We start from the raw sequence: 15,083 nt of genomic DNA on the forward strand, positions 1-15,083 counted from the left end.
ATGTCGAACTTAGTGACCAATGCTGGACACGCCCATGTCGATGACCATGGGCACGATGACCATCACCACGACTCGGGCGAGATGACCGTATACGGTTTCTGGCTCTACCTGATGACCGACTGCATCCTGTTTGCATCGATCTTTGCGGTATACGCGGTACTGGTAAACAACGTAGCGGGTGGCCCGTCGGGCCACGACATCTTCGAACTGAATTACGTACTGGGCGAAACCGCCTTGCTGCTGTTCAGTTCGATCACCTACGGCTTCGCCATGCTGGCGTTCTTCCGGGGCAACAAGGCGGGCGTGCTGAAGTGGCTGGGCCTGACCTTCCTGCTCGGCCTTGGCTTTATCGCCATGGAGATCAACGAGTTCCACCTGCTGATCTCCGAAGGCTACGGCCCTAGCCGTTCCGGCTTCCTGTCGGCGTTCTTCACCCTGGTCGGTACCCACGGTCTGCACGTGACCGCCGGTCTGATCTGGATGGCGATCATGATGTACCAGGTCAACAAGCATGGCCTGACGTCGACCAACAAGACCCGCCTGAGCTGCCTGAGCCTGTTCTGGCACTTCCTGGACGTGGTCTGGATCTGCGTCTTCACCGTTGTCTACTTGATGGGGACCCTGTAATGGCTAATGCACCCTCCCATGACAGCCATGATGCGAGCCACGGCAGCGTCAAGTCTTACGCTATCGGCTTCATCCTGTCGGTGATCCTGACGATCATCCCGTTTGGCCTGGTGATGTACCCAACCCTGCCGAAGGCCACCACGCTGGCCATCGTGCTGTTGTTCGCGGTGATCCAGGTGGTTGTCCACCTGTATTACTTCCTGCACCTGGACCGTTCCCAGGCCCAGCGTAACAACGTGGTTGCGTTTGTGTTCACGGCCATTGTGATCGTGCTGCTGGTTGGCCTGTCGTTGTGGATCATGTTCAGTATCCACACCTACATGATGGCGAAGTGAGGTAAGACCCGATGTCGCTTAAGCACTTTATCCAAATCACCAAACCGGGGATCATTTTCGGTAACGTGCTTTCTGTGGCAGGCGGTTTCTTCCTGGCCTCCAAGGGGCATGTCGATCTGGCCATCTTCCTGGCGGCAATGATCGGCACTTCCCTTGTTGTGGCGTCCGGTTGCGTGTTCAACAACTGCATCGACCGTGACATCGATATCAAGATGGAGCGCACCAAGAATCGTGTGCTGGTCCAGGGCCTTATCTCCCTGAAACTGGCACTGATCTTTGCGACCGTCCTCGGTGTTGCCGGCGTGGCGTTGCTGTACACGGTGGCCAATCCGCTGGCGGCGTTGTTTGCCGTGATCGGTTTTGTCATCTACGTCGGCCTCTACAGCCTGTACCTCAAGCGCAAGTCGGTTCACGGCACGCTGGTGGGCAGTCTGTCGGGGGCGATGCCGCCGGTGATTGGTTATGTGGCCGTGACCAATAGCTTCGACATGGCTGCGCTGGTGCTGCTGGTGATGTTCAGCCTGTGGCAGATGCCGCACTCCTACGCCATTGCGATCTTCCGTTTCAACGACTACCTGGCGGCTTCGATACCGGTGCTGCCGGTCAAACGTGGCATCCAGGTGGCGAAGAAACACATCCTGCTCTACATCCTGGCCTTCCTCGTGGCGACCTTGATGTTGACCTTCAGTGGCTACGCCGGCATGAGCTACCTCGCCGTCGCCGCCGCCATGGGCATGTACTGGTTGTACATGGCCTGGACCGGCTACAAGGCTGTGGATGACACGGTCTGGGCGCGCAAATTGTTCGTCTTCTCGATCTTCACCATCACGGCCTTGAGCGTGATGATGTCCCTGGATTTCCAGGTACCGAAAGAGTTGCTGCTGACTTACGCCCACTGAGTTGGGATGCAATGAAAAGCCCCGCCTTCGGCAGAAGAGCGGGGCTTTTTTGTACGGCCTGAAAACACCACAGCCCCCATGTGGGAGCGGGCTTGCTCGCGAAAGCAGTGGGTCAGCCAACACATGTATCGGCTGAAGCACCGCTTTCGCGAGCAAGCCCGCTCCCACATTAGAGAGGTGGTGTGGCGGCTTATTGCTGGGCGATGCTGTAACCGTCAAACGCTGTCTGCTGCTGCAGCGCGGTAACGATGCTCTTGCGCGTCAAAGGCTGTTCGGCACCGGAGTTATCCACAAAGGTCTCGCTCTCAAGCTCGGCCTCATCGCCTTCACCGACAAAGCTGAAGCCAAGGAACTCCAGGGCCTCGCGATCGACATTGAGCTTGGAACGCGGCGTGCGCAACGGCAGGGTGACGCTGATGCCGTCCTTGCTGATCACAAACACTTCCACTTCCTTCTTCGCCCGTGCGGCCTTGCCCTTGCCGGCGCTCGGGTTGCTGATGGCCTGGTGGGTCTGGTTCAGCACCTTGAGCGCCAGGCCGTAGACCAGTTCCTGGAACTCTGGGTCGTCCTTGAAGCTGGAGAGGATACGGCTGATCGAGAACCGGCTGCTCAGGTCTTCCAGGGCGGCGTTGTCGGCGGCTTCGGCGTCCTTGAGCTGCTTGAGCTGGCCCATCAGGTCGTAGGCCTTGTCATCGTCAAAGGCGTCGTGGGCCTGGCGGATGGCCACGCGCAACTCGCGGATCTGGTCGCTTTCCTTGGAGGTATGGAACGCATCCAGCACCATTTCACTGATGTTCTTGGCCGCTGGCACATGCTGTGAAAGATTGATGGCGTTTTCGTATTCAGCTTTGGACTGCAAGGTGACTACGGATTCTTCGGTACGGGAATCAGACATTGAAATTTCACTACTTCTGTAAGCGGGGAGACGAAAAAGCGTCGGGCATTTTCAAGGGCCAGGGTAGCAAGGTCAAGGCGGCACTCTGCCTTCATCGTCCTGCGCGTCTACAGGTTCTGCATCTCCTGCAATTGGCGCTCCATTGTTTCCCGCAGCCCGCTGCCGCGCCGGGCGATAAACACCAGTTGCGCGCAATCCTGCGCATGCTCGCCGCCCGCCAGGGTGAACTGGCTGCGGTGACCCACATGTTGCAACCAGAACGGTTGATCGTTGCCCTGCAAGTGCACCAGGCCTTTAAGGCGGAACACGTCCTTGGGCAGTTGCCCCAGCCAGTCGCGCAGGGGCTTGGCCGGCAGGGCCTGGGTGCCTTGCCAGGTCCAGCTTTCAAACAGCTCGTGATGGGACGCCGGCACTGGCGTCAGGCCATTGCGCGAGCTGCGTTCGCCCAGTAGCAGGGCGTCGGGGATCTGCGCCTGGACGGTGCTGATCACCCGCGTACGGGCACCGATGTCCGTGCGCAGGCTTTGCAGTTCGGCGGCGCTGACCAGGTCAGCCTTGTTCAGCAGCACCAGGTCGGCGCAGGCCACCTGGGCCCGGGACAAGCGCGCGAATTCCCCTTCCAGAGCGCGATAGCCGCTGGCGTCCACCAGGGTGATCACCGTATCCAGATGCAAGTGCGCCTTGAGCTGTGGATAACCCAGGGTCTGCACAATGCGCTGGGGGTCGGACACGCCGCTGCACTCGATGACGATGCGATCCAGGCGTGGGTGCAGTTGGCTCAGGCTCACCAGTTGCGCCAGCAGGTCTTCCTGCACGGTGCAGCAGATGCAGCCGTTCTGCAGGCTGAACACCGCGTCGGTGACTTCGGCAATGATCGCCGCATCGATATTCAGCTCGCCAAAGTCATTCACGATCACCGCCATCCGCCCATGTTGCGGCTGCTGTGCGATGCGGTTGAGCAGGGTGGTCTTGCCGGCGCCGAGAAAGCCCGAGACGACGGTGACGGCAATGCTCGCGCTATTCATTCGATCACCGGCGGCAGGCCTTGCCACACGGCTTGCAGCGCCGTGCCTTCAAAGGCATTGAGGCGGTCGTACACCGGCCGCCCGTCGACCAGGGTCAGCAACACCTGGGTCTGGTGGATGTAGTTGCGCGCCGGCTGGGCGAACAGGTCACGGTCGATCACGATCAGGTCGGCGCATTTGCCCACTTCCAGGCTGCCGGTGGAATGTTCCAGGCCCATGGCGTGGGCGCCGTTGAGGGTTGCCACTTGCAGCGCCTGTTCCAGGGTGATCGGTTCGCCGAAGCAGTCGGGCTCCTGGTTCCAGGGGTTCTGCCGGGTGACCATGGTTTCCAGGGCCAGCCACGGATCAATCGAGGCCACCGGCCAGTCGGTGCCCATCACCGCCAGGCCGCCTTCGGCCAGCACGCCTTTGAAGTCATAGATGCGCTTGAGGCGCTCGACGCCATAACCGGAGCGGGCACCGCTGGCAAAGGGCGTGGGGTACCAGGCTGCCGGGGAAAACTCGGCGATCACGTTCAGCGCCTTGAAGCGCTTGAGGTTGCCCGGATGCAGCAGCGTGCTGTGGGCGCATTGGTGACGAATGCCGCTGTCGCCATTGACGCGCCGCGCCTCGGCCACCGCATCGAGGAACACATCGGAGGCGCCGTCGCCGGTGCAGTGGGCGATCACCCGCAGGCCGCGACGGTCCATGTCCACCACCATGTCGGTGATGTGTTCCGGGGTCAGGTTGAGCTTGCCGCGCCAGGTGGAGTCGGCGGCCCAAGGCGTCATCAGGTACGACGACTTGGGTTCCACGGTGCCGTCGAAGTGGAACTTCACCGCGTTGGCATTGAGCCGTGCGCTGCGGTAGTAGTGACGCTCGCCGCCGAGCAATTCCCAGCGCCGGCGTACCGGGAAAATATCGTCCTGCCAACTGATGGCCGCCTCCACGCGCAGGCTCAATTCGCCGGCGTCGTCCAGTTCCTTGAGGGCGTCCAGGCGCCGCTCGCAGACGTGCACGTACTTGGTCGCCGTGACACCGCGTGAGCTCTGGAAATGCACGCCGTCACGATAGGCACGGCGCAGTACCGCCACCGGGGTCGGCGGCATGGCGGCGTGGATCAGTGCGTAGGCGCCGTCGATCATCAGGCCGTTGGGCTCGCCGCTGAGTTCGTCGCGCTCCATGTAGCCATTGCGTGGGTCGGCGGTGTGGCGGTCGATGCCCGCCAGCTTCAAGGCGCAGGAGTTGACCATCATGGTGCCCCACATGCGGTCCAGCAGCGCCACCGGGCGGTCCGGCATGATGCTGTCGAGCCATTCGCGACCTGGCGTCAGCCCGGCTTCGCGGAAGGTGTAGCGCACCCAGTATTGGCCGTAGATCCAGCCATCGCCGGGGTGGGCGTCGGCATAGGCGTGGATCGCCGCCGCCAGTTGTTCGGGGGTGGGGTCTTCGATGCCCACGTCCAGGTCATCGCTGTAGCGCGGGGCCAGGGCCAGGTCGGGGTGAGTGTGCATGTCGTGCAGGCCGGGCATGCAGAATGCACCCAAGAGATCATGCTGGCGGGTCTGTGGGCCGATCAGGTGCTGGAGGCTGGCGAGCGTGCCCACCGCGATAAAGCGTCCCCCGCGAATCGCCACCGCGTCGGCCCATGGCTGGTTTGGGTCGAGGGTGTAGAAACGGCCATGGTGCAACACCAGGTCAGCGTGCTCGCCGACAACGGAGTGGGTGGAAGTGAATTGGTCGGAAGCGGTCACGGGGGGAACCTCAATATTCAAGACGAACAAAGATCAAATGGGGGAGCTGGCTTGCCTGCGATAGCGGTGTACCCGTCACTGATGGGGTGGCTGGCATACCGCTATCGCAGGCAAGCCAGCTCCCACATCAATCCCAGTGTTCACATCATCAACGGTTGGCTCTCAGGCCCTCGACGAACCCGGCAATGCGCTGGCAGGCGTCTTTGAGGGTGTCGTCGGCGACGGTAAAGGAGATGCGCACAAAGCCCTCGGCACTGGCGCCAAACGCCTGGGCGTCGAGCACCGAGACGCCGGTGGCGCGGAACAGTTGCCAGGCAAAGTCCATGCTCGACAGCCCTGTGCGGCGCACGTCCACCAGCATGAACATCCCGGCCTGCGGCACCCGGCAATCGAGGTCGGCAATGCCGCCGAGGCCCGCTACTACCAGGTCACGCCGGCGGCGATACACCGTGCGCGCGTCGCTGACCACCTCGTCGTCCAGTTCCAGGGCCTTGATCGCCGCTTCCTGGATAAACCCCGGCAACCCATACAGCATGCACAGCAGCAGGTTATCCAGGTGGCCCACCAACGCGGTCGGCGCCACCACCCAGCCCACGCGCCAGCCGGTCATGGCGTGGGTTTTCGACAGGCTGTTGAGCACCACGGTGCGCTCGGCCATGCCCGGCAGCGAGGCAATGCTCAGGTGCGGCTGGTCGTAAGTGATCTGGCCGTAGACCTCATCGGAAATCACCCACAGGTCATGCTCGCGCGCAACGTCGGCCACCAGTTCCAGCTCTTCACGGCTGTAGACGTTGCCGGTGGGGTTGCAGGGCGTGGCCAGGGCAATGCCCCGGGTCTTGGCGGTAATGGCTTTTTCCAGGGCGGCGCGGGTCAGGCGGAAACCGTTGGCCGCCGGTTGCTCGATGGTTGCGATGCGCGCACCGGAAGCGTGGATGCACGCTTCATAAGTCAGGTACATCGGTTCCGGCACCAGCACTTCGTCGCCCTGGCTGAACAGGCACAGCGAGGTCGCGAACAGGCCGTTTTGCGCGCCGGCCACCAGGGCCACGTTATCGGCGTGTACAGCGATGCCTTGCAGGCGGCTTTGCTTGGCGGCAATCGCCTCGCGCAGGGCCGGTCGGCCGAGGACGTGGGTGTAATGGGTGTCGCCGGCGCGCAGGGCATCGACGGCGGTTTCGCAAATGGCGCTGGCGGTGGCGAAGTCGGGGTCGCCCACGCTCAACACAATCACATCTTCGCCACGGCCACGGGCTTCGACGGCGGCGTAGTGAATATCCCAGGCGCTGACGGACTCGCCACTAATGCGCTCGACAAACGGTGAATAACGCATCCTTGTTCTCCTAAAATTGATTCAAGCCTGGCGCTGCGGGACTTTGCCCCAGCGCGAGAAAACGTGTTCGATCACGAACGCCAGGACAATGTAGATCACCGCCACCGCCAATAGAGGCTCGTACACCCGCAGCGTCTGTGCACGCACCAGGTTGGCGGCGCCGAGCAGGTCGGTGACGGCGACGGTGGAGGCCAGTGCGGTGGCCTTGAGCAGCAGCACGGTTTCGCCCACCAGCGTCGGCTTCACCAGTTCCAGGGCCCGTGGCAGCCAGACCCGGCGCAGCACCATCAGACGCTTCATGCCGAAGGCCCGTGCCGCTTCCAGCTCGCCTCGCGGCACGGCACGCAGAGCGCCGCGCAGCACTTCGCCGACATAGGCACCGACACACAGAATCAATGCCAGGGCCACGTACCAGAAGCCTTCACGCAAGTACGGCCAGAGGAAGCTGCCGCGAATCAGCGGGTAGCTGGCAAACACGCTGCCCACGCCGTAATACAGGATGTAGATCTGCACCAGCAGCGGCGTGCCCCGGAACACAGCGGTATAGGCGCGCAACGGCGCACTGATCAGCGGGTTGGACGACAGGCGCCCCAGCGCAACCAGCACCGCCAGCAAGAAGCCGAACACCCCGGACAAGGCCAGCAACTTCAGGGTGATACCCAGGCCGTGCAGCAGCTCGTTGCCAAAACTGTTGATCCATGAAAAATCCATCAGCTGCGCTCCTTAGTGCTGCGGCATCCAGCGGTTGATCCGTCGCTCGAACACCCGGAAGGCGCCGTTGGAAATCAGGGTGATGATGAAATACACCGCCGCCACTGCCAGGTAGAACACCAGGTAGTGCTTGGTGGAGCCGGCCGCCTGCTTGCCCACCGAGAGCAACTCGCTGTAGCCGACAATGCTGATCAGCGCGCTGTCCTTGACCAGCACCAGCCACAGGTTCGACAGGCCGGCCATGGCAAACGGCAACATGCTCGGCAGCAACACCCGGCGTACCAGCAGCCAGCGCTCGATGCCGAAGGCTCGCGCCGCTTCCAGCTGGCCAACGGGAATGGCCTGGATCGCGCCGCGAATGATCTCCGCCGAATACGCGCCCTGCACGATCCCAAGCACCAGCACGGCGGCGATAAAGCCGTTGACCGTCACGCTGTCGCGGCCCATCGCGGCCATCGCCATGTTCAGCAGGTCGGTGCCGGCGTAGTACAGCAGCAAAATCAGCAGCAACTCCGGCACCGCGCGATACAGCGTGGTGTAGAGGTTGGCCAGGCGCACCATCCAGCGCGGGCCCTTGAGCTTGATCATGGCCACCAGCAGGCCGATGCCCAGGCCCAGCACGAAGGCCCCGGCGGAAATCTGCAAGGTCACCACGGCCCCCTGGAGCAGGGCGGTGAGCCAGCCGTCGGCGACGAACAGCTGGGTGAGTTCGGACAAAGAAATCATGGCGCGTTCCGTTGGACGTTATTGCGCGGAAATATCGACGCTGAAATAGCGGCTGCGAATTTTGTCGTAGGTGCCGTCGGCTTTCATCGCCGCCAGTGCGGTGTTGAGCTGCTCGCGCAGGCGGTCGTCACCCTTGCGCACGGCGGCGCCGATGCCGGAGCCGAACAGTGGGTCTTTGGGCGCCAGGCCCTTGTCGGCCAGGCCGCTGCCGGCAGCGGACTTGAGCATCGGCTCGATGGTCAGGGCGTCGGCCAGCATCACGTCGATCCGCCCGCTTTGCATGTCGGCGGTCATGTCGTCCTGGGTGTTGTAGTAGCGCAGGGTCGAGCCCTTGGCGTAGTAAGCCTTGAGGTAGGTGGCGTTGGAGGTCGAGCCCTGCACGCCGATCAACTTGCCCTTGAGCCCGGCGGGGGTGGTGACCAGTTCCTGGCTTTTGTCGGCGACCCACATGGCCGGGGTCTGGTAGTACGGGGCGGTGAAGGCGATGACCTTCTCGCGCTCCTCAGTGATGCTCAGGGAGTTGAGGATCACGTCGATCTGGCTCGATTGCAGCGCCGGGATCAACCCGTCCCAGGACACTTCCTTGAGCGGGCATTGGGCTTGCAGCCGTTCGCACAGGGCCTTGATCAGGTCCGGCTCGAAACCGCTCCAGGCGCCATTGCCGGCTTTTTCGGAAAACGGCGGGTAGGGTTCCAGGGCGATGCCGAAGACGATTTTGTCGGCGGCCACTGCACTGTGGGAAAGCACGGCGAGCACGCAGCCGGCGGCGAGGGATTTGAGAGTGTTATGCATGGCTTGACCCTTTCGAAGTTATTGTTTTGAAGGATGGAAGCGGCAGTTCAAACGCGATTGTCCTGGGCCATGACGAACTGGCGGCAACGCTCGCTGGTGGGGTTCTGGAAGACTTGTTGTGGCGTGCCTTCTTCTTCAACCAGCCCCTGGTGCAAAAACATGACCTTGCTCGATACATCCCGGGCAAACGCCATTTCGTGGGTGACGAGGATCATGGTGCGGCCTTCTTCGGCGATGCCCTGGATCACCTTCAGCACTTCGCCGACCAGCTCCGGGTCCAGGGCCGAGGTCGGCTCATCCATCAGCAACACGCGGGGGCGCATGGCCAGGGCGCGGGCAATGGCCACGCGCTGTTGCTGGCCACCGGAGAGGAAGGCAGGGAAGGTATCGCGCTTGCTGGCCAGGCCGACCTTCTCCAGCAGGTGCTCGGCGTGGGCGATGGCGTCCTTGCGGTCTTCACCCAGCACATACACCGGCGCCTCAATGACATTTTCCAGCACGGTGCGGTGGGGCCACAGGTTGAAGCTCTGGAACACCATGCCCAGTTGTGTGCGCAGGCGTGCCACCTGGTCGGGATCGGCGATCAGCGGGTTGCCGGCGCGGTCCTTTTTCAGACGCACTTCTTCACCGTTGATGCGCAGGCTGCCGCTGCAAGGGATTTCCAACAGGTTGATGCAACGCAGCAGGGTGCTTTTGCCCGAACCGCTGGAGCCGATCAGCGACACCACATCGCCTTCGTTGGCGCGCAGGGAAATGCCTTTGAGAACATGGTGCGCGGCATAGCTCTTGTGCAGAGCATCAATGGCGACCACCGGGGTGACTGGGTTCAAGGGTTATCCCTCTTTATTTTTGTAAATTGATCAACCTGAACACCGCCCCCAGCAGGAGCTGGCTTGCCAGCGAAAAACGCAAGAACACCGCGCTTGTCCAGAATGCCCACGTCATCGTTGACGACCATCGCCGGCAAGCCGGCTCCTACAAAAGGTAGGTTGGACGTGCTGTGATGAGGATCGAGAATAGCCACTGGCCACTTGAGGTCAATCAAGCATTTTTCCGTCGATCTTGAAATTTAATTCAACTGTCCGCTGTGCGGGTGGCTATGTCTGACGCACGATTGCGGCTATGGTGCGGATATCTTTGAGCAGGTGAACCTCCATGCGTTACCCCTCCATGACCGCCTTGCGCGCGCTCGATGCGGTGGCCCGGCTGGGCAGTGTGTCCGAGGCGGCCACCGAGCTGAACCTCACCCCCAGCGCCATCAGCCACCAGATCAAGAGCCTGGAACAGACCCTGGGCTTTGCCCTGACCGAGCGCACCGGGCGTAACATCCGCATCACCTGGCAGGGCGAGCGCTATGCCCGTGATATCCATGGGCTGCTGGCCAATATCCTTGAGGCCGGGCAGCGTTTCGACGGCCAACAGGTCAGTGGGCGCCTGTGTATCAGCAGCCCGGCGGGGTTTGCCACCTATTGGCTGTGTACCCATATCGCTGACTTCCAGGCGCTTTATCCACAGGTCGAATTGCACCTGATTTCCCCGCGCACCCCGGACGACACCAGCGACCATGGCGCCGACCTGTTTATTGCCTACGGCATGGGCGACTGGCCAAACCAGCATGTGCAGAAGATCGTCTCGCTGCGCTATTTCCCGGTGTGCAGCCCGCGCCTGGTCAACACCATGGGCGGCCTGAAGAACCCGGAACACCTGGTCGGCGCGCCGTTGCTGCATATGATCGACTACTCCGACTGGCGCGTGTGGCTCGCCGCTGCCGGGGCGCCGAATGTGGATGTGCAGCGCGGCATCGTGTTTGCCGATGCGCACTTTGTGCAGTCGGCGTGCATCGCCAGCCAGGGCATTGCCATGGGCGACAACCTGATCAGCGGTGAAGCCTTGGCCAGGGGCTTGCTGGTGCGACCGTTCGAGACCGAGATCGAATCCAACCGTGGCTACTACCTGGTGGCCGATCACCAGAAAGTCGAGCGCCCCGTGGTGCAGGCGTTTGGCGAGTGGGTGAAGTCGCAGTTGGGTGGCGGGCTGTAGCACCCGGCAATCCGTGAATTTTTTTTGCCAATGGCCGGTAAATTTTTTGCTTGTCCGCCCCCAGGGTGCGCCCTAAGGTCTGGCCAATCGACACAGAACAATAAGAAGGAAATGAGCAATGACCACCTGCGCCCAGTCCCTGGTTCGCCTGCTGGAAGGTTATGGGGTAGATACCGTGTTCGGCATCCCCGGCGTCCATACCGTCGAACTCTACCGCGGCCTGCACGGCGGCCGCCTGCGCCATGTCAGCCCGCGTCATGAACAGGGCGCCGGTTTCATGGCCGACGGCTACGCCCGCGCCAGCGGCAAGCCGGGTGTGTGTTTCATCATTACCGGCCCCGGCATGACCAATATGCTGACCGCCATGGGCCAGGCCTATGCCGACTCGGTACCGATGCTGGTGATTTCCACCACCAACCGCCGCGACCATCTGCGCCTGGGCCACGGGCATCTGCACGAGCTGCCGGATCAACGGGCGATGGTCGCCGGCGTGTGTGCTTTCAGCCATACCCTGCAATCGCCGGAGCAATTGCCAGAACTGCTGGCGCGGGCCTTTGCCGTCTTCAAGTGCGCGCGCCCGCGCCCGGTGCATCTGGAAATCCCCCTGGATGTGCTGGACATGCCGGCCATCGACCTCAACCTGATGCCCCGCAGCCTGCCGGGCGCCCCCGCCCCGGCACCGGCCTCGCTGCGGGCGGCGCTCAAGCTGCTCAATGAAGCGCGGCGACCACTGATCCTCGCCGGCGGTGGTGCCCGAGACTGCGCCGAGGTGTTGCAGCAATTGGCCGAGCGCCTGCAAGCGCCGGTGGCCCTGACCACCAATGCCCGTGGTTTATTGCCCATGGGCCACCCGCTGTTGCTGGACGGCGTGCAGTCGTCCAGGCATGGCCGCTCGTTGTTTGATGAAGCCGATGTGATCCTTGCCGTGGGCACTGAACTGGGAGAAACCGACTACGACTTCTTCGGCCTTGGCCCACTGAAATTCAAGGCCCCGCTGATCCGCCTGGATATCGACCCGATGCAGGTCATGGGCGTGCAACGTGCCCATGTCGGGCTGGTGGGCGATGCCCGCGAAGGGTTGCAGGCGCTGTTGGATGCAGTCAGCCCACCAGCCGCGAGTGGGCGTTGGGCGCAGGACAGTGTGCAGCGGGTCAACCGCCTGGAACGCGAAAGCTGGAATGCCAAGCAACAGGGCTTGCAAGGCCTGCTGGACCTGCTGCGCGACAGCCTGGTCGACCCGCTGATCGTCGGTGATTCGACCCAGCCGGTGTACCAGGGCGCGGTGGGCTACCAGGCCCCGGCAGCCAACAGTTGGTTCAACGCCGGCACAGGTTACGGCACCCTCGGCTACGGGTTGCCGGCGGCTATCGGCGCCAAGCTGGCCAAGCCTGGGCGGGCGGTGGTGGCGCTGGTCGGCGATGGCGGCCTGCAGTTTGCCAGCAACGAACTGATTGCGGCCCGCGAGGCGGGCATCGGCGTGATTCTGGTGGTGTGGAACAACCAATGCTACGGCGAGATCCGTGACTATATGCAGGCCCGGGAAATCACGCCGCTGGGGGTGGATATCATGACCCCGGACTTTGCCGCCATGGCCCGCAGTTGCCACGTTGCCCACCACACGGCCCACAGCCCGCAGGCGTTGCACACCTTGCTGCAAACCCTGGCGGGTACCCGTCAACCGGTGATGATCGAACTCGACGCCGCGCAATACCTGCAAAACGCCTGAACCGCCCTCGGCCCTGATCCATATCAACGGGCCACTTTCGAAAATCCGCTACAACACAACCGGGGCTTACCCAGCCCCGGTTATCCGCCTGATGACCTCATAAAAACGAAGACAAACCTGTACCCAGGGCCAACCCCCGGGCCAGGTGATTAAAGGAATAATGCGATGGCCCTTTCTCTGTCACGCTTGGCCTTGATGGGGGCGACGCTGTGTCTTGCGCTTCCCCTGCACGCCAACGAACCCGCCAAACCCGATACCGAGCTGATCGCCCAGGGCAAATACGTTGCCCAACTGGGTGACTGCATTGCCTGCCACACTGCCAAGCAAGGCCCGCAGATGGCGGGTGGCCTGGAGTTGAACACGCCCATGGGCACGATCTACTCCAGCAACATCACCCCGGATCGCGAGACCGGGATCGGTCACTACACCTTCGAGCAGTTCGACCGCGTGATGCGTGAAGGGGTGACGCCGGCCGGCATGAACCTGTACCCCGCCATGCCGTATCCGTCCTACGCGAAGATGAGCGAAGAGGACATGCGCGCCTTGTTCGCCTACCTGATGCAAGAGGTCAAGCCGGTGAGCCAGGCCAACCTTGAAGCCGACATGGGCTTCCCGTTCAACCAGCGCTGGGGCCTGGCGTTGTGGAATTTCATGTTCCTCGACAAACAACCGTTCAAGCCCGACCCGGCCCGGGATGCAGTGCTCAACCGGGGTGCCTATCTGGTCCAGGGCCTGGGCCACTGTGGCTCGTGCCACACCCCGCGGGGTATCGCGTTCCAGGAAAAAGCCATGAGCGACGCCGGCAGCAGCGGCGAGCACTACCTGGGCGGGGAAACGGTCGAGCATTGGCGCGCCTTGAGTTTGCGCAACCTGTGGACGGTGCAAGACACCGTGCAACTGCTCAAGACCGGGCAGAACCGCTTTGCCACGGTCTCGGGCAACATGGTGGATGTGATCCGCCACAGCACCCAGCACTTCACGGATGCCGACCTGACGGCGGTTGCGACGTATCTGAAATCCCTGCCACCGGGCAAGGATGACCTGCCGATGCCGGCCGTTGCCAAGGGCCCCGCCGAACTGCCCAACGACTTGTTCACCAGCCGTGGCGGCCTGGGCTATATGCAGTTTTGCAGTGATTGCCATCGCAGCGATGGCGGGGGCGTCAAAGGCCTGTTTCCGGCATTGGCCGGCAACGCCGGCGTGGTTGCCGGCAACCCGACCTCACTGCTGCACATTACCCTCACTGGTTGGGAAACCGCCGAAACCGCAGCCCACCCACGGGTCTACACCATGCCGGGCTTTGCCAGGCTTGCGAACAACGAAATAGCGGAAATCCTCAGCTTTGTGCGCACGCGCTGGGGCAACGAAGGCACGGCGATCAGCACCGCCCAGGTGAAGAAAATGCGTGACCAGCTCAACCCGGTCAGCACCGACTCCTCGGCCTTCGATACCCCGCGCCTGGCCAACCTGCTGGCGGCGCCGAATGCCGACCAGGTGGTACGCGGCATGCGCCTGCACCTGCAAACCAAGGAACTGCTGCCAGACAATGTGGGCAACTCGCTGAACTGCACCAGTTGCCATCTCAACGCCGGCACCGTGGCTGACGGTTCACCGTTTGTGGGTGTTTCGGCGTTCTTCCCCAGCTACGCCCCGCGTGCTGGCAAGGTGGTGAGCCTTGAAGAGCGCATCAACGGTTGCTTTCGCCGCTCGATGAATGGCAAGCCGATACCGCCACAATCGGCGGACATGCAGGCGATGGTGGCGTACTTCGACTGGATGAAAAACAACACCAAGCCAGAGGATAAAGTCCCCGGCCGTGGTGTAGGCAAGGTCGACCCGGCCATCAAACCCGACCTGGCCAATGGCGAACAGGTCTACACCAAGCAATGCGCGGTGTGCCACGGCAACGACGGCGAAGGCCTGGCCCGTGCCGACGGCACGTTGGTGTACCCACCGTTGTGGGGCGAGCAGTCCTTCAATATCGGCGCTGGCATGGCCCGCACCTACACCGCCGCCGCATTTGTCAAACGCAATATGCCCATCGGTTTCCACGAGAAGTTCCCGTTGGGCCAGGGCGGCCTGTCGGACCAGGAAGCGGTGGACGTTGCGGCCTACTTCTCGCAAAAACCACGCCCGGACTTCCCGGACAAGATCAAAGACTGGCCCAACGGCGGTAAACCGGTAGACGCCCGCTACTAGCGGGCCAACAAAAACCAAGCAAGCCGCGCAAAACCTGTAGGAGCC

15 protein-coding genes are annotated in these 15,083 nt (G+C 62.5%); 6 read left to right on the forward strand and 9 right to left on the reverse strand.

The window, feature by feature from the left end; genetic code table 11:
• From cyoC to cyoE, 3 genes are read left to right on the forward strand one after another with little or no spacing between them, the layout of a single operon-like run.
• On the forward strand, positions 1-627 hold the full coding sequence (gene cyoC / locus HZ99_RS22720; RefSeq protein ID WP_038446230.1) for a cytochrome o ubiquinol oxidase subunit III: 627 nt from the start codon (positions 1-3) through the stop codon (positions 625-627).
• On the forward strand, positions 627-962 hold the full coding sequence (gene cyoD / locus HZ99_RS22725; protein ID WP_038446231.1) for a cytochrome o ubiquinol oxidase subunit IV: 336 nt from the start codon (positions 627-629) through the stop codon (positions 960-962). Before cyoC ends, cyoD begins: the two co-directional genes overlap by 1 nt.
• Positions 963-973: 11 nt before the next feature.
• Complete coding sequence (gene cyoE, locus HZ99_RS22730; RefSeq protein ID WP_029300217.1) at positions 974-1,861, forward strand: heme o synthase; 888 nt, start codon at positions 974-976, stop codon at positions 1,859-1,861.
• Positions 1,862-2,051: 190 nt separating this feature from the next.
• Here cyoE and HZ99_RS22735 read toward each other — a convergent pair whose 3' ends face one another.
• The 9 genes from HZ99_RS22735 to HZ99_RS22775 all read right to left on the reverse strand — a co-directional run bounded on the left by HZ99_RS22735 (position 2,052) and on the right by HZ99_RS22775 (position 10,118).
• The gene (locus tag HZ99_RS22735; RefSeq protein ID WP_038446233.1) at positions 2,052-2,756 is read right to left on the reverse strand and encodes a hypothetical protein; all 705 of its coding nucleotides are present in this window, start codon (positions 2,754-2,756) and stop codon (positions 2,052-2,054) included.
• A 107-nt stretch (positions 2,757-2,863) separates the two neighbouring features.
• Complete coding sequence (locus tag HZ99_RS22740) at positions 2,864-3,781, reverse strand: CobW family GTP-binding protein (RefSeq protein ID WP_038446235.1); 918 nt, start codon at positions 3,779-3,781, stop codon at positions 2,864-2,866.
• On the reverse strand, positions 3,778-5,514 hold the full coding sequence (locus HZ99_RS22745) for an amidohydrolase (protein ID WP_038446238.1): 1,737 nt from the start codon (positions 5,512-5,514) through the stop codon (positions 3,778-3,780). The genes HZ99_RS22740 and HZ99_RS22745 overlap by 4 nt, the downstream gene beginning before the upstream one ends.
• A 148-nt stretch (positions 5,515-5,662) precedes the next feature.
• Positions 5,663-6,844, reverse strand: a complete 1,182-nt coding sequence (locus HZ99_RS22750) for a pyridoxal phosphate-dependent aminotransferase (RefSeq protein WP_038446239.1) — start codon at positions 6,842-6,844, stop codon at positions 5,663-5,665.
• A gap of 21 nt (positions 6,845-6,865) precedes the next feature.
• Positions 6,866-7,555, reverse strand: a complete 690-nt coding sequence (locus HZ99_RS22755; RefSeq protein WP_029300227.1) for an ABC transporter permease — start codon at positions 7,553-7,555, stop codon at positions 6,866-6,868.
• Between the two features lie 12 nt (positions 7,556-7,567).
• Positions 7,568-8,281 (reverse strand): ABC transporter permease, encoded by a 714-nt coding sequence (locus HZ99_RS22760; RefSeq protein ID WP_038446242.1) that lies wholly within the window; start codon positions 8,279-8,281, stop codon positions 7,568-7,570.
• A gap of 18 nt (positions 8,282-8,299) precedes the next feature.
• On the reverse strand, positions 8,300-9,073 hold the full coding sequence (locus tag HZ99_RS22765; protein WP_038446243.1) for a transporter substrate-binding domain-containing protein: 774 nt from the start codon (positions 9,071-9,073) through the stop codon (positions 8,300-8,302).
• Between the two features lie 47 nt (positions 9,074-9,120).
• Positions 9,121-9,903, reverse strand: coding sequence for an ABC transporter ATP-binding protein (locus HZ99_RS22770; RefSeq protein WP_038446245.1), 783 nt, complete (start codon positions 9,901-9,903; stop codon positions 9,121-9,123).
• Positions 9,900-10,118 (reverse strand): hypothetical protein, encoded by a 219-nt coding sequence (locus HZ99_RS22775; protein ID WP_038446247.1) that lies wholly within the window; start codon positions 10,116-10,118, stop codon positions 9,900-9,902. The genes HZ99_RS22770 and HZ99_RS22775 overlap by 4 nt, the downstream gene beginning before the upstream one ends.
• Before the next feature lie 110 nt (positions 10,119-10,228).
• On the opposite strand from HZ99_RS22775, the gene HZ99_RS22780 reads away from it, so the two are divergent.
• From HZ99_RS22780 to HZ99_RS22790, 3 genes are all read left to right on the forward strand, one after another.
• A complete protein-coding gene (locus HZ99_RS22780) occupies positions 10,229-11,113 on the forward strand; it encodes a LysR substrate-binding domain-containing protein (protein WP_038446249.1) in 885 nt (294 codons plus the stop codon).
• Between the two features lie 118 nt (positions 11,114-11,231).
• Complete coding sequence (locus HZ99_RS22785; RefSeq protein ID WP_038446251.1) at positions 11,232-12,839, forward strand: 5-guanidino-2-oxopentanoate decarboxylase; 1,608 nt, start codon at positions 11,232-11,234, stop codon at positions 12,837-12,839.
• A gap of 165 nt (positions 12,840-13,004) precedes the next feature.
• Positions 13,005-15,038 (forward strand): c-type cytochrome, encoded by a 2,034-nt coding sequence (locus tag HZ99_RS22790; RefSeq protein WP_038446253.1) that lies wholly within the window; start codon positions 13,005-13,007, stop codon positions 15,036-15,038.
• Positions 15,039-15,083 lie beyond the last annotated feature (45 nt).

It is taken from the genome of Pseudomonas fluorescens, assembly GCF_000730425.1.
Taxonomy (GTDB): Bacteria; Pseudomonadota; Gammaproteobacteria; order Pseudomonadales; family Pseudomonadaceae; genus Aquipseudomonas; species Aquipseudomonas fluorescens_X.